Annotated in this window: 19 protein-coding genes and 1 riboswitch; of the genes, 15 read left to right on the top strand and 4 right to left on the bottom strand. The window is 67.6% G+C overall.

From position 1 onward, the window contains the following. The first annotated feature begins 338 nt into the window (after positions 1-338). Together RJ1_RS13515 and RJ1_RS46730 are read left to right on the top strand one after the other, a co-directional pair. Positions 339-740, top strand: a complete 402-nt coding sequence (locus RJ1_RS13515; protein WP_073360612.1) for a DUF488 domain-containing protein — start codon at positions 339-341, stop codon at positions 738-740. Then, positions 737-901: a hypothetical protein gene (locus tag RJ1_RS46730; RefSeq protein ID WP_162850332.1), complete on the top strand. Its 165-nt coding sequence runs from the start codon at positions 737-739 to the stop codon at positions 899-901. The genes RJ1_RS13515 and RJ1_RS46730 overlap by 4 nt, the downstream gene beginning before the upstream one ends. 11 nt (positions 902-912) lie before the next feature. Here RJ1_RS46730 and RJ1_RS13520 read toward each other — a convergent pair whose 3' ends face one another. After that, a complete protein-coding gene (locus tag RJ1_RS13520) occupies positions 913-2,454 on the bottom strand; it encodes an AMP-binding protein (protein ID WP_073360614.1) in 1,542 nt (513 codons plus the stop codon). A 167-nt stretch (positions 2,455-2,621) separates the two neighbouring features. Here RJ1_RS13520 and RJ1_RS13525 point away from each other — a divergent pair, with 167 nt between their 5' ends. Both RJ1_RS13525 and RJ1_RS13530 read left to right on the top strand, forming a co-directional pair. Next, positions 2,622-3,440, top strand: coding sequence for a maleylpyruvate isomerase family mycothiol-dependent enzyme (locus RJ1_RS13525; RefSeq protein WP_073360615.1), 819 nt, complete (start codon positions 2,622-2,624; stop codon positions 3,438-3,440). 5 nt (positions 3,441-3,445) lie between these two features. Further along, the gene (locus RJ1_RS13530; RefSeq protein ID WP_073360617.1) at positions 3,446-4,129 is read left to right on the top strand and encodes a Type 1 glutamine amidotransferase-like domain-containing protein; all 684 of its coding nucleotides are present in this window, start codon (positions 3,446-3,448) and stop codon (positions 4,127-4,129) included. Between the two features lie 29 nt (positions 4,130-4,158). Here RJ1_RS13530 and RJ1_RS13535 read toward each other — a convergent pair whose 3' ends face one another. Then, the gene (locus RJ1_RS13535; RefSeq protein WP_005254150.1) at positions 4,159-4,488 is read right to left on the bottom strand and encodes a hypothetical protein; all 330 of its coding nucleotides are present in this window, start codon (positions 4,486-4,488) and stop codon (positions 4,159-4,161) included. Between the two features lie 513 nt (positions 4,489-5,001). Here RJ1_RS13535 and RJ1_RS13540 point away from each other — a divergent pair. The 6 genes from RJ1_RS13540 to RJ1_RS13565 all read left to right on the top strand — a co-directional run bounded on the left by RJ1_RS13540 (position 5,002) and on the right by RJ1_RS13565 (position 10,385). After that, positions 5,002-6,375: an FAD-binding oxidoreductase gene (locus RJ1_RS13540; RefSeq protein WP_073360787.1), complete on the top strand. Its 1,374-nt coding sequence runs from the start codon at positions 5,002-5,004 to the stop codon at positions 6,373-6,375. 182 nt (positions 6,376-6,557) lie between these two features. Then, positions 6,558-7,673, top strand: a complete 1,116-nt coding sequence (locus tag RJ1_RS13545) for a glycoside hydrolase family 183 protein (protein ID WP_174694980.1) — start codon at positions 6,558-6,560, stop codon at positions 7,671-7,673. Positions 7,674-7,737: 64 nt separating this feature from the next. Next, complete coding sequence (locus RJ1_RS13550) at positions 7,738-8,013, top strand: GNAT family N-acetyltransferase (RefSeq protein WP_012688515.1); 276 nt, start codon at positions 7,738-7,740, stop codon at positions 8,011-8,013. Beyond that, positions 7,997-8,536 carry a DUF3558 domain-containing protein gene (locus RJ1_RS13555; protein ID WP_073360620.1) on the top strand — a complete coding sequence of 180 codons (540 nt, stop codon included), beginning with the start codon at positions 7,997-7,999 and terminating at the stop codon, positions 8,534-8,536. Before RJ1_RS13550 ends, RJ1_RS13555 begins: the two co-directional genes overlap by 17 nt. Beyond that, a complete protein-coding gene (locus tag RJ1_RS13560; protein WP_083400468.1) occupies positions 8,533-9,060 on the top strand; it encodes a DUF3558 domain-containing protein in 528 nt (175 codons plus the stop codon). Before RJ1_RS13555 ends, RJ1_RS13560 begins: the two co-directional genes overlap by 4 nt. Positions 9,061-9,143: 83 nt before the next feature. Beyond that, the gene (locus tag RJ1_RS13565) at positions 9,144-10,385 is read left to right on the top strand and encodes an MFS transporter (protein ID WP_073360621.1); all 1,242 of its coding nucleotides are present in this window, start codon (positions 9,144-9,146) and stop codon (positions 10,383-10,385) included. On the opposite strand, the gene RJ1_RS13570 is transcribed toward RJ1_RS13565, so the two are convergent. Beyond that, positions 10,378-11,931 (bottom strand): carboxylesterase/lipase family protein, encoded by a 1,554-nt coding sequence (locus tag RJ1_RS13570; RefSeq protein ID WP_073360623.1) that lies wholly within the window; start codon positions 11,929-11,931, stop codon positions 10,378-10,380. The two genes, RJ1_RS13565 and RJ1_RS13570, sit on opposite strands and share 8 nt — an antisense overlap. A 186-nt stretch (positions 11,932-12,117) precedes the next feature. Beyond that, positions 12,118-12,213: riboswitch (TPP riboswitch) on the top strand. Here RJ1_RS13570 and RJ1_RS13575 point away from each other — a divergent pair. The 4 genes from RJ1_RS13575 (at position 12,207) to RJ1_RS13590 (ending at position 15,558) form a co-directional block, all read left to right on the top strand. Beyond that, positions 12,207-12,929: a TenA family protein gene (locus RJ1_RS13575; RefSeq protein WP_073360790.1), complete on the top strand. Its 723-nt coding sequence runs from the start codon at positions 12,207-12,209 to the stop codon at positions 12,927-12,929. Its footprint overlaps the riboswitch before it by 7 nt. Next, positions 12,914-13,954 (top strand): ABC transporter substrate-binding protein, encoded by a 1,041-nt coding sequence (locus RJ1_RS13580; protein ID WP_073360624.1) that lies wholly within the window; start codon positions 12,914-12,916, stop codon positions 13,952-13,954. The genes RJ1_RS13575 and RJ1_RS13580 overlap by 16 nt, the downstream gene beginning before the upstream one ends. Beyond that, on the top strand, positions 13,932-14,753 hold the full coding sequence (locus RJ1_RS13585) for an ABC transporter permease (RefSeq protein ID WP_073360626.1): 822 nt from the start codon (positions 13,932-13,934) through the stop codon (positions 14,751-14,753). Before RJ1_RS13580 ends, RJ1_RS13585 begins: the two co-directional genes overlap by 23 nt. Beyond that, positions 14,746-15,558 carry an ABC transporter ATP-binding protein gene (locus RJ1_RS13590; RefSeq protein WP_073360628.1) on the top strand — a complete coding sequence of 271 codons (813 nt, stop codon included), beginning with the start codon at positions 14,746-14,748 and terminating at the stop codon, positions 15,556-15,558. The genes RJ1_RS13585 and RJ1_RS13590 overlap by 8 nt, the downstream gene beginning before the upstream one ends. Before the next feature lie 13 nt (positions 15,559-15,571). On the opposite strand, the gene RJ1_RS13595 is transcribed toward RJ1_RS13590, so the two are convergent. Next, positions 15,572-16,927 carry a WS/DGAT/MGAT family O-acyltransferase gene (locus RJ1_RS13595; RefSeq protein ID WP_073360792.1) on the bottom strand — a complete coding sequence of 452 codons (1,356 nt, stop codon included), beginning with the start codon at positions 16,925-16,927 and terminating at the stop codon, positions 15,572-15,574. 178 nt (positions 16,928-17,105) lie between these two features. On the opposite strand from RJ1_RS13595, the gene RJ1_RS13600 reads away from it, so the two are divergent. After that, the gene (locus RJ1_RS13600) at positions 17,106-18,095 is read left to right on the top strand and encodes an alpha/beta hydrolase (protein ID WP_073360629.1); all 990 of its coding nucleotides are present in this window, start codon (positions 17,106-17,108) and stop codon (positions 18,093-18,095) included. Positions 18,096-18,108: the final 13 nt, after the last annotated feature.

Here is an 18,108-nt window from a genome sequence, read left to right on the forward strand (position 1 = left end):
ACCGTCGTTCGACTCCCGAACGACGCCGACCGTCGGGCGCGCAGTGGACGCGCTCTGCGATGTATCCATTTATCGACTTCCTGCGGTAGATGGTGTGTGTGCCGCGACGAGCGGCGATCAACCGATGATGAGCGGAGAAATTCCCCCGACCTCGACTGAGTTGAGCTGATAGTAGCCAGAGAAAGCGTGACGTAGGGAACAGAGAAGTCTGTGGGTGGGTGTCTGAATCGAGTCCGAACAGTCGTTCTCACAGATGTTTCTGCCCGTTTGTGAACCCGGTCACAGGGTGATCGGTCGTAGTCTGACGGTAGACACCGCAAGGAAGCGGAGGTTCGATCATGAGCAAACCGAAGGAACGGAGCGCCGCGGACGTCACCGCGGACCCACCCGTCGTGGTCGAGCGGGTCTACGACCATCCCACCGAGGGCGACGGACTGCGACTGTTCGTGGACCGACTCTGGCCCCGGGGGCTCCGCAAGGACGCGTTCCATTTCGACGACTGGGCCAAGGACCTCGCGCCGTCGACGGAGTTACGTCACTGGTACTCGCACGACGTCGCCGCGTTCAGCGAGTTCCGCGAGCGATACGTCCACGAACTGGATTCGCCGACCGGCCGGAGGGCGGTCGCGCGGGTGCAGGAACTCGCGAACGGGCGGCCGATCGTTCTGCTCACGGCAACCAAGGACGTCACGCACAGCCATGCCGAGGTTCTCGCGGAGTACATGCGGGATCAGTCGTGACGACCCGCCGCGACGAGGCCCAGCCCGTCGGCGAACCGGACCACGACGTCGGAGGCGACCCCGTCTGCTGGCTCGACCGCGTGTGCCCCGACTGCGGGTTGTTCCTCACCGATCACGCCGCCAGCACCTGCCCGCGCTGCGGTTCGGCGCGGGACAGGTGATGTGCGCGAATTCAGCCGGCGTTCAGGTAGCGGGCCCGGAGCTTGTGCTTGACGAGTTTGCCGGTGGGCGTGCGCGGCAGGTCGTCGGAGAAGTCGATGCTGCGCGGCGCCTTGAAGTGACTGACCCGGTCGCGCACGTAGTCGAGTAGTTCGCGGGCGATGTCGTCCGACGGCTCCACTCCCTCGACGAGTTGCACGACGGCCTTGACCTGCTCGCCCATCTCCTCGTCGGGCACGCCGATGACGGCGACGTCGAACACCTTGGGATGCATGGTGAGAACGTTCTCCGACTCCTGCGGGTAGATGTTCACTCCGCCCGAGATGATCATGAACGCGGCGCGGTCCGTGAGGTAGAGGAAGCGGTCGGAGTCGATGTATCCGATGTCGCCGCTCGTGGTCCACGTCGGATGGTCGGGGTGCGTCGCGGATTCGGTCTTGGCCGGGTCGTTGTGATACTCGAACGGCCGTTCCTCCCGCTCCCAGAACACGGTTCCGATGTCGCCGACGGGCACGTCGGCACCGCTGTCGTCACAGATGTGCACGATGCCCATGACCCCGTCGTGGCCCACCGAGCCCGGCTTGGCGAGCGCCTGGGCGCTGTCGATGAACGTGGCTCCGGCGCCTTCCGTGGAGGCGTAGTACTCGTGGATCACCGGCCCCCACCACTCGATCATCGACCGTTTCACGTCGGGCGGGCACGGCGCCGCCGCGTGGATGGCCACCTTCAGGCTCGACACGTCGAACTTGTCGCGAACATCCTTCGGCAACTTGAGCATCCGGACGAACATCGTCGGCACCCATTGGCTGTGCGTCACCCCGTACTCCTCGATGAGCCGCAGCGACTCCTCGGCGTCGAAGCGGTCCATCAGCACGATCGTGCCGCCGACGGAGGTGATGGTTCCGCAGAAGCGTAGCGGCGCAGCGTGATACAGCGGCGCGGGGCACAGATAGATCGTGTCGGAATCGAATCCGTACATCGGGGCGAACACCGCGGTGTAGGGATCCATCGTCGTGTCCACTTCACCCTCGGGCAGAGCGGGTTTGATCCCCTTCGGCCTGCCGGTGGTACCCGAGGAGTACAACATGTCCTGCCCGCGAGGCTGCGAATCGAGCGGTTCGGCGGACTGCGCCGCCAGGGCGTCCTCGTAGCTGTCGAATCCGTCGAGTTCGCCGCCGTACACGAGCCGGTGGCGGACGCGGGGAAGCTCGCCCGGGTCGCTCGGAACGGCGCCGCCCGCGTCGGCGGAGACGATGAGCACCTCGGCGCCGCAGTCGTCCACGACGTACCCGGCCTCCTCGGGGGTGAGATGCCAGTTCACCACCGTGATGTACAGCCCTGATCGCAGAGCCGCCCAATACACTTCGAGGACGCGGAGGTCGTTGCTCGACACGAGCGCCAGGTGGTCGCCGACCTTCAGACCCAGCGAGCGCAGGTGCCGGGCGAGCCGGGTGGACCGCTCGTCCAGTTCCCGGTAGGTCAGCTGCTCCCCCGTCGACGGACGAACGACGGCGGGCTTGTCCGGGGTGGTCGCCACGAAGTTTCCAGGGAACATCCGCACTCCTTTTGTTAATGGAGATTCTCACCATCGGTCTACCACACGGAACCCGGGACGGGGAGGCCTTCGACGCCGTCACCGGCGCATTCGTCCGCCGCTGGCGAAAATACTCGGGCCCTGCGCCGGGAGGTCCTAGAGTTGAGGCAAAAGGAGGCGTACGACCCGTGAATGCCCTGCAGAAGGAACCGATCCTCGACGCGTTGTTCGAGGAATGGGACGTGCTCGACGAAGTGCTGTCGTCGCTGTCCGGCGACGCGTGGTTCACGCCCACCGCCCTGCCCGGGTGGACCGTCCACGACGTGACCGCGCACCTGATCGGAACCGAGTCGCTCCTCGCCGGAATCTCCGCACCCCACACCAGCATCGACGTCCGCGGCCTCGCACACGTGCGCAACGAGATCGGCGCGTTCAACGAAGAGTGGGTCGAGGGACTCCGGGGTTGCTCGGGCCCCGAGATGCTCGAACGCTTCCGTGCGATCGTCGCCCGCAGGCGGTCGGAGCTGGGCGAGATGACCGACGAAGCGTTCGAGGCCGAGACCACCACACCGGTCGGTCCGGCGCCGTATCTCCGGTTCATGCGGATCCGCGTGTTCGACTGCTGGATGCACGAGCTCGACCTCCGGGACGCACTCGCGCTGCCGGGCGACGAGGGAGGCCTCCGCGGGGACACGGCGTTCGAGGAGATCGCCGGCGCCGTCGCGTTCCTCGTCGGCAAGCGCGGCAAGGCTCCGGACGGGTCGCGGATCACCCTCGAACTCACCGGACCGCTCGCGAGGAACATTCACATCGCGGTCGACGGCAGAGCCGCGGTGGTCGACGAACTGCCGTCCGCGGCGACGACCACCGTGACCCTCGACTCCCGGTTGTTCACGCGGTTGGCTGGGGGCAGGACGAGGGCGGCGGATCACCGCGACGAGATCGCACTGAGCGGCGACACCGACGCGGGCAAGCGGATCGTCGACAACCTCGCGTTCACGATCTGATCGCGGTGCGACTGTTTCTGTCCTCGTATCGGTTCGGTGCGGATCCTGCGCCGTTGATGTCGCTCGTCGGGAGTCCGGGGCGTGTGGGGGTGATCGCGGCGGCGGCTGACGCGTGGCCGCGGACGGCGCGGACCTCCGCGGTCGTGAGTGACGTGATGCCGCTGACGCGCCTGGGGTTCACCCCGGAGGAGGTGGATCTGCGCGACTACGTCGGCGACGAGGGGCATGCGCGTTCCGCCGCACTGAAGGAGCGGCTGGACGAGTTCGACATGCTGTGGGTGCGCGGCGGGAACACATTCGTGTTGCGCGCGCAGATGGCCCGGAGCGGGGCGGACCGGGTGATCCCGGAACTGCTGCGGATGGACTCGCTGGTGTACGCCGGTTACAGCGCGGGGGCCTGTGTGATGACTCCGACGCTGCACGGTCTCGACTCCTCCGATGACCCGGCGGAGGTGGTCGCAACCTGTGGCATGGAGCCGCTCTGGGACGGCCTGGGCGTGGTGGGCTTCGCAATCGTGCCGCATCACCCGCCTGCGGGGCTTTCAGGGGCCGAAGACGTCGCGCCCTTGGAGGACGCGGCCGCCGTGCGGCGCACTGTCACCGCTTTGAGGCTCGCCGGCATCGAATACCGCACCTTGACGGACGATCAGGCGATAGTCGTGAACGGAGATCGAACCGAACTCGTGTGACGACGGCGAGCCCTGCGGCGGGACGGCCTTCAGCCGAAGACGGCGACCGGCACGGAGGGGGCGAACGGGGCGACGCGGTCGAGTGCGGCCCAGGTGACCTCGCAGCGCTTGGCGGTGACTTCGTCCGCGTCGGCGAGAAGCGTGTTGAGGAGGGTCTTGGGGTTCAGGCGCCACTCCTGCACCATGGACCGAACTTCCTCGTTGGTGAACAATCCCGAACCCGCCAATGCGAAGATCCATTCGTCGAACTCGCCACGATGGATCTGTTCGATGGAATCGTAGTCGATGCCACCATCGAGGAACTCGTACGAGAACATCGCGGAGATGTAGCTGCTGGGATCTCGGTGGAGTGCATTCATCGGTGCGGGTCCTTCCAGGGTCGGTGCGGCAAAACCCGGCCCCAACCGTGTTCTAGCTCACATTTAGTGAGAATCTCCGTTTGGGTGTAACGCTTCGCCGGTGTTTGACGATGCAAGACGCTAACCCGTAGAAGCGTGGTTTTGCATTGCCTGGTCGATACGATCCGGTAACAGAGTGACGAATGTGACCTGTGTTACACCCGATATGTCCGGGTTCTCACGCTTCGCGAGACGCCTCTACCTGCACCTTCTCCCCCATACCCGGTTCCTTACCCCACCGTGGGGCACCTCGAAAAAATTCACCCCCCTGATCCCACATCGTGAGACTCCTACGCGTAAGTAACTAACAGATGGTCTAAGGGAGTCTCGCTTCTACACCGAACGTCCAGGTTGGAGCGATATCCGCGAATCCGGGTCGGAATCGGTTCAGTTGGACGTCTGACCAATTCGAGGACAGGTGTGGCCGGCTGGGTTACCGTCGGGGCGCCCGACACCCGCATTCCAGGAGTCACGATGACGGTCACCGACGACGCACTCGCGACGCTCGCCGCCGCGCTCCCCCAGGGTTGCCTCGTGACCGACCCGGACATCCTGGCGTCGTACCGGCAGGACTGGGCGCGCGACCCCGAGGCGGTCCTCCCCCTCGCCGTCGCCCGCCCCACGACCACCGAGGACGTCCAGGCGGTGATGCGCTGGGCGACCGAGCACAGGGTCCCGGTGATTCCCCGGGGAGCGGGCTCCGGGCTCAGTGGAGGGGCCACGGCGGTGGCGGGCAGCGTGGTGGTCAGCACCGAACGCATGCGCCGGATCGAGGTCGACCCCGTCACGCGCATCGCCGTCGTGGAACCCGGACTGCTCAACGCCGAGGTGAAGGCCGCGGCCGCCGAGCACGGCCTGTGGTACCCGCCCGACCCGTCGTCGTTCGAGATGTGCTCGATCGGCGGCAACGTCGCGACCAACGCGGGCGGCCTCTGCTGCGTCAAGTACGGCGTCACCACCGACTACGTCCTGGCGCTGCGGGTGGTTCTCGCGGACGGCACGGACGTACGCCTGGGCGGCCCGCGACTCAAGGACGTGGCCGGACTGTCGCTGACCAAGCTGTTCGTCGGGAGCGAGGGAACCCTCGGCATCGTCACGGAGGCGACGCTGAGACTGATTCCCGCCCAGCCGCCCTCGAGCACCCTCGTCGCGTCGTTCGCCACCGTCCAGGCCGCCGCCGACACCGTGCTGGCCATCACCCGCACCCTGCGGCCGTCCATGCTCGAGTTCATGGACCGCGCCTCGATCGGCGCCGTCGAGGATGCGCTGAAGATGGGCCTGGACCGGACGGCGGAGGCGATGTTGATCGCCCGATCGGACGCGCCCGGAGCAATTGCGGCCGAAGAGATTTCCGTCATGGCGGACGCGTGCCGCGTCAACGGAGCCACCGAGGTCTTCACCACCGACGACCCCGACGAAGGCGAAGCCTTTGCCGCAGCAAGACGATTCGCGATTCCCGCGGTCGAGAGACTCGGCAGCCTGCTGCTCGAGGACGTCGGTGTGCCCTTGCCGAAACTTCCTGCGCTGGTGGAGGGAATCGCGGCCATCTCCCGCGAGCGCGAAGTGATGGTCGCGGTGATCGCGCACGCCGGCGACGGAAACACGCACCCGCTCATCGTGTTCGACCCCGAGGACGCCGCGATGGCCGAGCGCGCCCACCTGGCTTTCGGCGAAATCATGGACCTCGCACTCTCGCTCGGCGGCACGATCACCGGCGAGCACGGTGTCGGCCGGCTGAAGAAGGCCTGGCTGCCCGACCAGTTGGGACCGGACGTCATGGAATTGACGCAGCGGATCAAGAACGCACTCGACCCGCTCGGGATCCTCAACCCCGGAGCGATTCTGTAGCTACCCGGGCCGGGTGCGATACCCAATGGTTACCCAAGGGACTGGTGTGACAGGTGAGGTGTTGCTAGCGTGACCGGACCCGACTCGATTCGTCGCAGAGAGGTGCGCTCGTGACCAGACTCCGCCGTGTCGCCTCCCTGGCGATGCCCGCTCTACTGGCTTCTACCTGCACGTTTTTCACGATGTCGCCCCCTGTTGCGACGGCGGCGCCGTGCCTCGGCGGAAGCGGCAGCCTCGGATCGAGCTCGAACCAGGGCATCAACCCCATTCCCTGGCTCAACGGAAGCGACGGCCGCCTCCCCGAGTTGCGTGGCAAAACTCAGGCTGTCGCCCACATCACCGGGCCGCGCAGCTCCAACGACACGATCGGCCGGTTCCGGGTACTCGGCACCGACCTCGGCATCATGTGGGACAACGGCGGAGGCGAGATCCTCACCGCGTTCGGTGACACGGTCGGGCTGAGCGACAATCCGCTGTGCGGGCTGGTCGGCGACTGGCGCAGCAACATCCTGTTGCGCAGCTCCGATCACGACCTCACCAACGGGATGGGCATCGACAATTCTCCGGTCGACGGGCCGAACCATTCCAAGGAGATCATCCAGAGCAAGAAGATCCCCGGGGTGGAGCAGACGGTCATCCCCACCACCGGCATCTCCGTCGGCGAGGGTCCCGGCGCGACGCAGTACATCAACTACATGTCCGTGCGGAGCTGGGGCGCACCCGGCGAGTGGGACACCAACGCCTCCGGCATCGCGTACTCCGTCGACAACGGCGAGAACTGGATCACCGACCCGCTGACGCTCCGGCCCAACGTGCCGACAACGGGCGCCGAGAACTTCCAGATGGGCTCCTACGTCAAGCACGACGGGTTCGTCTACGCGTTCGGCACCCCGTCGGGGCGCTCCGGCGACGCCCGGTTGTCGCGGGTGAAGGAAGCGGACATTCGCAACCTCACGGCGTACGAGTACTGGGACGGCAAGGCGTGGGTGAAGTCCAACGCCGTCGTGGCCGCGCCGGTCATCCCCGGACCGGTCAGCGAGTTGTCGGTGCAGTTCAACGAGTACCTCGGCCAGTTCGTCGCGATGTACACCGACGCCGGCAATTCGGTGGTAATGCGCCGCTCCGACCGTCTCGAATCCGGCTGGAGCGAACCCGAAGTGCTCGTGAGCAGCCGGGACGTACCCGAGCTGTACGGCGCGTACATGCACCCGTGGGCGCAGGGATCCGATCTGTACTTCCTGGCCACCACGTGGTCGGACTACAACGTCATGCTGCTGCGTACCAACCTCGCGGACTGACGGTAATCTGCGAGTGACAGCGTGCGCGGACTGCGCGCACGCCGCATGAGCAGAGGAGCGATCTGTGGCGGCCACGGTGGAGCACGACGTGTCGGAATCCCGGTTCGAGATCTACCTCGACGGTCAGCTGGCCGGATACGCCGACTACTTCGAGCGGAACGGTGCCCGCGACTTCCACCACACCGTGACGTACCCGCAGTTCCGCGGGCAGGGGCTGGCGGCCGTGGTGGTGAAGGCCGCCCTCGACGACACGAAGTCCAGTGGGCTCTCCGTGATCCCGTCGTGCTCGTACGTGGAGAAGTACATCGCCGAGAATCCGAGCTATGCGGAGCTCGTCTGATCGTCTCGGCCCGGCCGTCCGCGCGACGTGTCTGATCGCGGCGGCGGTCACCCTCGCCGGCTGCGGTTCCGGCAACGGTTCCGAGACGGATCCGGCGGCGTCCGCGCCGGCCACCTCCGTGTCCCCGCAGCCCGGCGCATTCGTCGGTGAATGCGGCTCGTTGACCGACGCCGAGGTGTACGAGCGGGCCGGTATCGCCGGGCTCGCCCCGATGTCGCGCAACGGCATCAAGTGCCGGTGGGAAGCGGGCGCCGAACGGTACGTGATGTTCACCTGGTACCGCGGCAGCCCCATCGACCGGGAGCGGTCGGTGGCCAAGGGGATCGGTCACGAGGTCCACGACCTCGAGATCGCCGGGCACCGCGGATTCTCCTCGCAGAACGTCGGCTTCTGCGAGGTCGCGCTCGCGACGGGTTCCGACTTCGTGCACTGGCTCGTCCGCTACGGCACGGGCACCGCGCCCTCCGATCCGTGCGCGGCCCCGACCGCGCTCGGTCGGCTCACGTTGGAGAAGGCCAAGTGACCGGCGGCCGCCGGTTGGCCGCGGTGCTGGCGTCGGCGATGGTCCTGGCAGGCTGCGGCACGTCCGTGACCGGCACCCCGCTGCCGGAGGGCGCAGCCGACTCCGGCGACGGCGGCTCGCCGCAGTTCGACAAGCTTCTCCGGGAGTGTGACGCCGTGCCCAACGACAAGATCGCCGAGACGCTCGGCGGCGCCGGCATCGACCAGTACTTCTTCGGTGCGGTGTGTATGTGGACGGTGTCGTCGGCCGCCGGATCGATCGACGTGACGTTCGGCTGGTTCGAGAACAACTCGTTGCAGCGGGAGCGGGGCGTGGCGGAACAGCTGGGGTATCAGGTGGAGGCCACGACGATCGCGGGCACGTCGGCGTTCAGCGCCCGTCGGCCGGGTGATTCCGCGACGTGCGGGATCACGGCCGCGTACTCCGGCGTCATCACGTGGTGGGTGCAGCAGCGGTCGGGCACCGGCGACCCGTGCGTGGGCGCCCGCACCCTCGCCGAGCTGACCCTGCAACGCAACCAGTAGCGCCCGAAATTCGCTCGCGGTAGCCCCGACCTCGCTGTTAGCGTCGAAGGACCACCGATCGAGTCGACCAGAGGATCCTTGCCGTGACCGCCACCGAGACGGCTGTGACTCGCCGGTTCGGGCCCCTGGTCCTTCTGAACCTCGCGACGCTGTTCTCGTCCACGGGTAACGGCATCGCGATCGTGGTGTTGCCGTGGCTCGTGCTCGAGAAGACGGGCCGCGCGTCCGATGCGGCGATCGTCGCGGGCGCGGCCACCCTGCCTCTGCTGCTGTCGAGCCTGTTCGCGGGCACGTTCGTCGATCTGTTCGGACGCCGGCGCACGTCGATGATCTCCGACTGCCTGTCCGCGCTGTCCGTGGCGGCCATCCCGGTCATCGCGAACACGACGGGTCTCACCGTCACGGCGATCGCCGTCCTCGCCGCGATCGGCGCCGCGTTCGATCCGGCCGGAATCGCGGCGCGGGAGTCGATGCTGCCCGCCGCCACCAAGTCCGCGGGGTGGTCGCTCGACCGGATGAACAGTCTCTACGAGGCCAATTACAACGTGGCGTATCTGGTCGGGCCGGGCATCGGCGGCGTCCTGATCGCGACGGTGGGTGCGGTGAACACGTTGTGGGTCACCGCCGTCGGTTTCGTTCTGTCGGTGGTGACCATCGCCTTCCTCCGGCTCGAGAACGCCGGCAGGCCCGACACGGCCACCCGCCCGACCTCCATCTGGCACGGCACGCTCGAGGGCCTGAAGTTCGTGTGGCACAACCGGCTCCTGCGCACGATCGCGCTCGTGGACATGGCGGTGGTCGCGCTGTACATGCCCGTCGAATCGGTGGTGTTCCCGGTGTACTTCACCGAACTGGACAAGCCCGCGCAACTGGGTTCCGTCCTGATGGCGCTCAGCATCGGCGGCGTGGTGGGTGCGCTCGCGTACGGGCCGCTCGCGCCGTTCGTGTCGCGCCGGACGCTGATGCTGGTGGCGGTGACGGTGCTGGGCGCGGCGATGGTCGCGATGGCGTTCCTGCCACCGCTGTGGGCGATCCTCGCGCTGGCCCTGCTGCAGGGTCTGGTGTTCGGTCCCGTGGGCCCGATCGCCAACTACGCCATGCAGACTCGCAGTCCGGAGCACATGCGCGGACGTGTCACCGGGGTCATGACGTCCACCGCGTACGCCGCGGGACCTCTGGGTTATCTGCTGGCCGGGCCGGTCATCGACAAGTGGGGAATCCAGCCGACGTTCTTCGTGCTGGCGATTCCGGTGCTGGTCATCGGACTGGCCTGCTTCGCGCTGCCCGTCCTGAAGGAACTGGACGCGAAGGTGCCCGTCAGTTGAAGCCCATGACGTCGTTGCCCCAGGCGATCCGCATCTCTCGGTCCGGATCCTCGACCAGGGTGTCCGCGCCGTCGATCAGCAGCGTCGAGCGGTGCTCCTCGTCGTAGGGCGCCCAGTGCTTGGACCCGTCCAGCGCGGCGGGGACGCCGTGCCGCGCGAACGCGAGCCAGCGGCGCTGGATCCGGCCCGACACCTCGAGCGCCGTCTTCCGGCCGCCGAGCCAGAACGTCGGGTCGATGTTGAGAGTGTCGAAATTGCCGAAGACGTACGGGAGTTCGGTGGCGTGCCCGGCTCCGATGCGTGCGGCTTTGAGCATCGGCGTGGCCTGGTCGAACCGGTACATCCACGTCGGTGAGTGACGACTGTGGGCGTCGGCCACCCACAGGGCGGGCATCCGGAACGCGGCGTCCCGGGACATCGCGAGCGCGCCCCGGGGTTTCCCGCGGTCCGGGTACGCCGACAGGATGTCGGCGAGCCGGGCGGCGGGCAGTTCGGGGTGATCGGTCGCGATCGCCCTCAGCATCTCCTGCACCGAATCCGAAGTGACCGGCAGGAGAGGCGATTTCATGAACTTGAAGATCGACGACTCGTCCTTGTTGGAACCGATGATGAGGGGGATGCGGTGGGAGTAGCCCTTCTGGAACGCGGCCACCGGGTAGCGCGGCAGGAAGTCGCGGTCCACCACCGGCGCCATGGCGAGCGTGCCGGGGATCTTGGTGGGCACCTCGTTGACGAGGGTGTCGCTGGCCTCGATGATCGTGTGGTACGGCAGGTGCAGCAGTCTGTCGATCTGACCGGGCGCCACCTCGAGGATGTCGAGGAACTGCTTCCCGACGGTGGCGGCCCGCTCGCTCCCGTAGACCGACGTGGCGGGTGGGCTCTGGGCGATCGCGCGGTGGAACAGCCCCTCCGCGCTCGGACACGTCATCAGCGTGGTGATCGACCCGGCCCCCGACGACTCGCCGAACACCGTCACCTCGTCCGGGTCACCGCCGAACGACGAGATGTTCTCGCGCACCCACTCGAGCGCCGCGACCTGGTCGCGCAGCCCGCAGTTGGTCTCGAACACGCGCTCGGCCGTCGAGAACGACGACAGGTCGAGGAACCCCAGTGCCCCCACCCGGTAGTTGAACGAGACCAGCACGACGTCGCCGAGAGTGGACAGGATGCGCCCGTTGTAGATGCCCTGTGCCGCGGTTCCCAGGCAGTACGCGCCGCCGTGGATCCACACCATCACCGGACGCGGAGTGCCGTCGGGTCTCGGTGCCCAGACGTTGACCGACAGGCAGTCTTCGTCCATTTCCAGTCCGGCATCGATCGGGACGGCGGTGCCGTGCCCTTGCGGCGCCATCGGGCCGAAGTCGACGCAGTCGCGCACACCCTCCCACGGTGTGGGAGGGACCGGCGCGCGGAACCGCAGATCGCCGACGGGGGCGGCGGCGAACGGGATGCCCTTCCACGCGTAGACGTCGCCCTCGGGGTAGCCGCGGATCTCGCCGTCCCGGGCGCGGACGACGAGCGTGTCGCCGGACTTCTCGACATCCACGGACGAATCTCCTCACGCAGCACGTACCGGGAATCTCTCGCCAAAGTACCAACGATGAGCAGGCCGGACCGATCGAACGCGCGCGACTGCCGGACGCCGCCGAGCGCGGCCGCGTTCCTCGGCGGCCGACCCCGTCCACCCACCCGGGCCTTTCCGTCCCGGGCGCGGGCGGTGCTAGGGTCGGCTTGTTCTGACACGGGGTGCTCCGCACGGGCGGGGCTGAGAACACACCCGGGAACCTGCTCAGGTAATGCTGACGAAGGGATGTCAACGTTGTGAATAGCTCTGTCCAAGACGCTGCCGGCGCCGGCCAGCACGCCCGATTCACGGACCACTTGTGGGACCGGACGAAGGTGCTGCGCGAGGCGATCGACGAACTCGAGTTTCTGCGCCGCCTCGGTGACGGAACGCTGCCGCTGGACGTGTTCCGCACGTACATCGAGCAGGATTTCCTGTACCTGACCGGGTACGCGAAGGCGCTGTCACTGGTGGCCGCGCACGCGCCCGGACCCGTCGAGGCCGGATTCTGGGCGGGCTCGGCAGCCGAGGCCGCCACCGTCGAAGCGACGCTGCACCAGAATCTGCTGACCAGCGGACGACTCCCCGAGTCGGACGCGGAGCCGCAGCATTCGCCGGCCTGCCTCGGGTACATCTCGTACCTGACCGCCGTCTCCGCCACCGAGCCGTACGCCGTGGCCGCGGCCGCTGTGCTGCCCTGCTTCTGGATCTACGCGGACGTGGGACGCCGGCTCGCGGCCAGTGCCCGTGACGTGTTGTCCGCCGACCCGTCGCACCCGTACGCACAGTGGGTGACCACGTACGACGCGGAGGAGTTCCACGCCGCCGTCGCCCGTGCACGCGAACTGGTGGACGCCGCCGCCGAGGCCGCGACCGATGCCCAGCGTGAGGCGATGGTGGAGGCGTTCGTGATCGCCAGCCGCTACGAACTCATGTTCTGGGACACCGCCCTCAACACCCAGGAATGGCCCGCGTCGTGACACTCTTCTCTCGCACCAAACGCGCTGCGACGGCAGCCGTCGTCCTCGTCGCCGCCCTGTCGCTGCTCACCGGTTGCGCCGGCGACTCGCAGTCGGACGACACCATCCGATTCGCCCTCGACTGGACCCCGAACACCAACCACACCGGTCTGTTCGTCGCGCAGCAGCAGGGCTGGTTCGCGGACGCAGGACTCGACGTGCAGGTACTCCCCTACAACGACACCTCCCCCGACACCCTGGTCGACGCCGGGAACGCCGAGTTCGGGGTGAGCTTCCAGAGTTCCGCGACATTCTCGAAGGCCGCGGGCGCACAGACGACGTCGGTCATGGCCCCGCTGCAGCACTGGGCGACGGGTATTGCGGTGAAGGCGGATCGCGCCGACATCACCCGCCCCCGGGACCTGGACGGCAAGATCTACGCCGGATTCGCGGACCCGGACGGCGAGGAGACGCTGAAGCAGATCATCCGGAACGACGGCGGCAAGGGCGAATTCACCACCGTCACGCTCGGCACGTCGGCCTACGAGGCCGTGTACTCCGGCACCGCCGACTTCACCGTGTCGTTCTTCGGCTGGGAAGGAATCGAGGCCGAGCACCAGGGCACGCCGATGCGCTACTTCCACTACACCGACTACGGCTTCCCCGACGCCTACGCGCTCGTCATCGAGGGCAACGAGCAGTGGATGGCCGACCATCCCGAGCAGGCCCGCAAGTTCGTCCAGGCCCTGCAGCGCGGATACCAGTTCGCCGCCGACCAGCCGGATCAGGCCGCGCAGATGCTGATCGACGCCAACCCGGGCGCCTTCACCGACGAGTCCCTCGTCCGGGAGAGTCAGCAGATGCTGTCGTCCGAGTACATGAAGGACAGTTCCGGCAAGGTCGGAACCCAGACGGCCGAGCAGTGGGCGGGATATTCCGGTTTCCTGTTCCAGCACGGCCTGCTCACCGGCCCCGACGGGGCACCGCTGACCACGGAACCCGACTGGTCGACGTATTTCACCAATGAGTACCTCACTCAGCCCTGACACGAGTCGCGGCACCACGGCCCCGGGCACGTCCTCGCTGCTGCGACGGGCGGTGCCCGCGGTCGTGGTCGTGGCACTGCTGGTCGTCGCGTGGCAGGTGTACGTGACGGTCAGCGGTATCCGGCCGCAGGTGCTGCCGTCGCCGCTGCGCGTGATCCAGCAGGGCTGGCGGGCACGGGACGCCATCTCCGGTCACGCCTCCGCGACGCTGCAGGTGACGCTGATCGGGTTCGCCGTGTCCCTGCTCTTCGCCTGGGCGCTCGCCGTGCTCGTGGACTTCTCGCCGTGGCTGCGACGCGCGTTCGTTCCGCTGTTCGTCGTGTCGCAGACGCTGCCGATCATCGCGATCGCGCCGCTGATGATCATCTGGTTCGGTTTCGGGTTGCTGCCGAAGATTCTCGTGATCGCCCTCGCGACCTTCTTCCCGATGACGATCGGCCTGATCGAGGGTTTCGCCGCGGCCGACCGGGAGGCGGGGGCGCTGTTGCGCAGCATGGGCGCTTCGCGGTGGCAGGAGTTCCGCTACGTGCGGCTCCCGTCGGCCATCCCCCGCTTCTTCACCGCCCTGCGGATCGGCATCACGTACGCCGTGGTGGGTGCGGTGTTCGCCGAATACGTCGGTGCCACGTCCGGTCTCGGCATCTACATGGCGACCCAGAAGAACTCCTTCCGCACCGACCTCGTGCTGGCCGCCGTCCTCGTGACCGCGGTGATCAGCGTCAGTCTCTATCTGCTCACCTTCGCCGTGGAACGCGTCGTCGCCCCGTGGATCAAGAACGAAAGGGGCCGGCATGAGTGAGACCGCGCGCGTCGCATTGTCCGGGCTCACCAAGGGATTCCCGGTCCGCGGCGGCATCCGACCCGTACTCGACGACATCTCGTTCACCGTCGAACCCGGCGAGTTCGTGTCCGTCATCGGCCCCAGCGGGTGCGGCAAGAGCACCGCGTTCGCCATGCTCGCCGGCCTCGACCAACCGGACTCCGGCACCGTCACCATCGGCGGCGACACCGTGCGTCCCGCCGGGAGTGGTCCCTCGAAGTGCGCGTACATGCCGCAGAAGGACCTGCTGTTCCCGTGGCGCAGCGTCCTCGACAACACCACCCTCGGCCTCGAGGTGCAGGGGGTGCCCCGCAAGCAGGCGCGGGACAAGGCCCGCGAGTTGTTCTCCGTGTTCGGTCTCGCCGGATTCGAGGACGCCCGCCCCAGTCAGCTGTCCGGCGGGATGCGGCAACGCGCCGCGATGCTCCGCACCGTCGTCCAGGACCGTCCGGTGCTGCTGCTCGACGAACCGTTCGGCGCCCTGGATTCGTTGACCCGCACCGAGATGCAGACGTGGTTGCAGGACGTGTGGCAACGCTACCGGTGGACCGTCCTGATGATCACCCACGACATCCGGGAGGCCGTCTACCTGTCGGACCGGGTGGTCGTGCTGTCGGCGCGGCCCGCCACCGTCCGCCGCGAGGTGACGGTGGGTCTGCCCCGCCCCCGCGAACTGTCGATGATGACGTCGCCCGAATTCGCAGACGTCGAACACGAACTGCTCGGGGTACTCCACGAGGAGTCGAGGCGGGCACTCGTCGAGCAGGAGTCGGGCAGACGCTGAAACAGCCTGTGTCTCAGAGCAACGCGGCCTCGAGTTCGCCGAGAGCGGTCTCCAGGTAGAACAGGATGCGTTGCAGGCTCGGCACCGAGCGGCGGCACCCGATGACACCGAAATCGAGGTTGTCGCCGTTGGTGGTGAGCGTGATGTTGAGTGCCTGCCCGTCCAGCACCACCGACGTCGGGTAGATGCCGTCCAACCGGGACCCGTTCCAGTACATGGTCTTCCGCGGTCCCGGAACGTTGGAGATGATCACGTTGAACGGTGGCGGCGTGAAACGGACGAACCCCGGGACCGGTGTCAGGGCGATCGGCGACATGTTGACCGCGGACCACGCCAGCGCCTGCATCGGGGTGAGGCTGCCGAACAGTTCCTTCCCCTGCGACATGGAGGCGGAGATCGCCGTCAGCCGCTCGGCCGGGTCGTCGACGTCCGTCGCCAGGTTGCACAACGTGACCCCCACCGCGTTGCCGCCGGAATCGGCCTTCTCCTCGTCGCGCAGCGACACCGGGACCATCGCGATCAGTGGCTCGTCCGGCAGCGCATTCTGTTCCTCGAGGTACCCGCGCAACGCGCCCGCGCACATGGCCATCACCACGTCGTTGACACTGACCCCCGCCGCCTTCCGCACGGCGTGGACGCGTTCGAGTGGCCACGACTGCGCGGCGAACCGGCGTGCCCCGCCGATCGGGACGTTGAGCATGGTCCGGGGCGCCTCGTACGGAAACTTCATGTCGTGCTGCCCCATCGCGGTGCGGGCGATGCGCAGCGACGCCGGCGCGAGACCGGCCACCTCACCGACCGTGCGACGGACCCCGTTCACCACCGACCACAGGTCGGGGGCGGCTCCGTTGGCCGACGCCCTGCGCGGCAGATTCCACGGCGGCGGTGCGTCGCGCACGTCGGGGTCGGTGGAGAGCGTCCGCATCAGCAGCCGCAGCCCTGAGACCCCGTCCATCAGCGAATGGTGCAGTTTGGTGTAGATGGCGAACCGGCCGTCGTCGAGCCCCTCGATCAGATACATCTCCCACAGCGGGCGATGACGGTCCAGCAGCGTGCCGTGCAACCGGGACGTGAGCGTCAGCAGTTCCCGGATCCGGTACGGGGCCGGCAGAGCCGAATGACGCACGTGGTATTCGAGATCGACATCCGACTCGTCCGCCCACCACACGTTCCCGAGACTCCCGACCGGGCCCGCCGGTTTCTTCCGGAAAGCAGGGTCGACGTCCGTGTGTTTCAGCAGGGTTTCGTGCATCGACTTCACGTAGTCAGGACCGGCATCCTCCGGCGGTGTGAACAATTCGAGCGATCCCACGTGCATCGGATGCTCTCGCGATTCGCCGAGAAGGAATATCGAATCGGTAACCGGCATGATCCCCACCTGGACGTTCACCCCCGCTCGGTCACTATCCCATTACGACTTCCGCCTGGATGCTACGTCGGGCGTAGCGTCCGTGCGACCAACTTCGATGTAGACCGTACGGCGCAAAGAGGTGGAAAACCTGAAGGCAGCACGTCGATGGGCACCGAGGCCGGAACGGAGGCAGGCAATGAGCACTGCGACTTACGAATTCTGCCCGTCACCCCTCCCGGTGACGCGGCGGGAGTTCGCCGGAACCAGCCTGCAGTCGACGGCCCTCGCCCACACCCTGCGCCGCACCGTCCGGCCGTTCCTCGACGGGTGGGCGCGCTACCCCGAACTGCCGTGGCCGACGGGAGTCGTCGACCTGTTCGGGTACTCGCTCGGACCCATCCGCGGAACCCAGCGCAGGCCGGTCCGGCTGCCGAACTGTCGCGCCGAATGGATCCGCCCGCCCGGTGAGCTCGGCGACCGGGCGATCCTCTACCTCCACGGCGGGGCGTTCCTGTGCTGCGGGATCAACTCGCATCGTCAGATGGTGTCCCGGATCTCCGCGGAGTCGCAGGCGTCGACACTGAACGTCGCGTACCGCATGATCCCCCGCAACCCCATCCGGGCGGCCGTCGAGGACGGTGTCGACGGCTACCGGTGGCTGCTCGCGCACGGCTACACCGCGGACCGCATCGTCGTCGCCGGCGACTCGGCAGGCGGATTCCTCACGTTCATGGTCACGCTCGAAGCCCTGCGGCAGGGTCTGCCGCGCCCCGCCGCGGACGTCGCGCTGTCGCCGCTGACCGACCTCGACCCCGTGAACAAGCTGGCCCATCCCAACGCCGACCTCTGCGCTGTCTTCCCCAAACGCGCGGTCGGCGCCCTGTCCAGGATCATCGAAAGACTGGACACCCGGGGCGGGCACGAGCCGTCCACGTCCCCCGTGGACGGCTCGCTCGCCTCGATGCCGCCGGCGCTGATCCAGACCGGCTCGCAGGAAATGGTGTACGTCGACGCGGAACTGATGTCCGAGCGGCTGTCCCAGGCGGGTGTGCCGTGCGAACTGCAGGTGTGGGAACGGCAGGTGCACGTCTTCCAGGCGGCCGCCGGTCTCCTGCCCGAGGGCACCCGCGCCATCCGCGAGATCGGCCGGTTCATCCGCAAAGCCACCCCTGTGAGTACTTCCTAACCGCGGGACGTTA

Origin of the sequence: Rhodococcus jostii NBRC 16295, from assembly GCF_001894825.1 — a bacterium.
Taxonomy (GTDB): domain Bacteria; phylum Actinomycetota; class Actinomycetes; order Mycobacteriales; family Mycobacteriaceae; genus Rhodococcus_F; species Rhodococcus_F jostii.

What these genes read in the sequence shown, in the direction of transcription:
- RJ1_RS13600 (WP_073360629.1), top strand. Translation starts at nt 17,106, where the DNA reads ATGAGCACTGCGACTTACGAATTCTGCCCGTCACCCCTCCCGGTGACG.
- RJ1_RS13590 (WP_073360628.1), top strand. Translation starts at nt 14,746, where the DNA reads ATGAGTGAGACCGCGCGCGTCGCATTGTCCGGGCTCACCAAGGGATTC.
- RJ1_RS13595 (WP_073360792.1), bottom strand. Translation starts at nt 16,927, where the DNA reads ATGCCGGTTACCGATTCGATATTCCTTCTCGGCGAATCGCGAGAGCAT.
- RJ1_RS13580 (WP_073360624.1), top strand. Translation starts at nt 12,914, where the DNA reads ATGGCCCGCGTCGTGACACTCTTCTCTCGCACCAAACGCGCTGCGACG.
- RJ1_RS13535 (WP_005254150.1), bottom strand. Translation starts at nt 4,488, where the DNA reads ATGAATGCACTCCACCGAGATCCCAGCAGCTACATCTCCGCGATGTTC.
- RJ1_RS13555 (WP_073360620.1), top strand. Translation starts at nt 7,997, where the DNA reads ATGCGGAGCTCGTCTGATCGTCTCGGCCCGGCCGTCCGCGCGACGTGT.
- RJ1_RS13545 (WP_174694980.1), top strand. Translation starts at nt 6,558, where the DNA reads ATGTCGCCCCCTGTTGCGACGGCGGCGCCGTGCCTCGGCGGAAGCGGC.
- RJ1_RS13520 (WP_073360614.1), bottom strand. Translation starts at nt 2,454, where the DNA reads ATGTTCCCTGGAAACTTCGTGGCGACCACCCCGGACAAGCCCGCCGTC.
- RJ1_RS13585 (WP_073360626.1), top strand. Translation starts at nt 13,932, where the DNA reads ATGAGTACCTCACTCAGCCCTGACACGAGTCGCGGCACCACGGCCCCG.
- RJ1_RS13515 (WP_073360612.1), top strand. Translation starts at nt 339, where the DNA reads ATGAGCAAACCGAAGGAACGGAGCGCCGCGGACGTCACCGCGGACCCA.
- RJ1_RS13540 (WP_073360787.1), top strand. Translation starts at nt 5,002, where the DNA reads ATGACGGTCACCGACGACGCACTCGCGACGCTCGCCGCCGCGCTCCCC.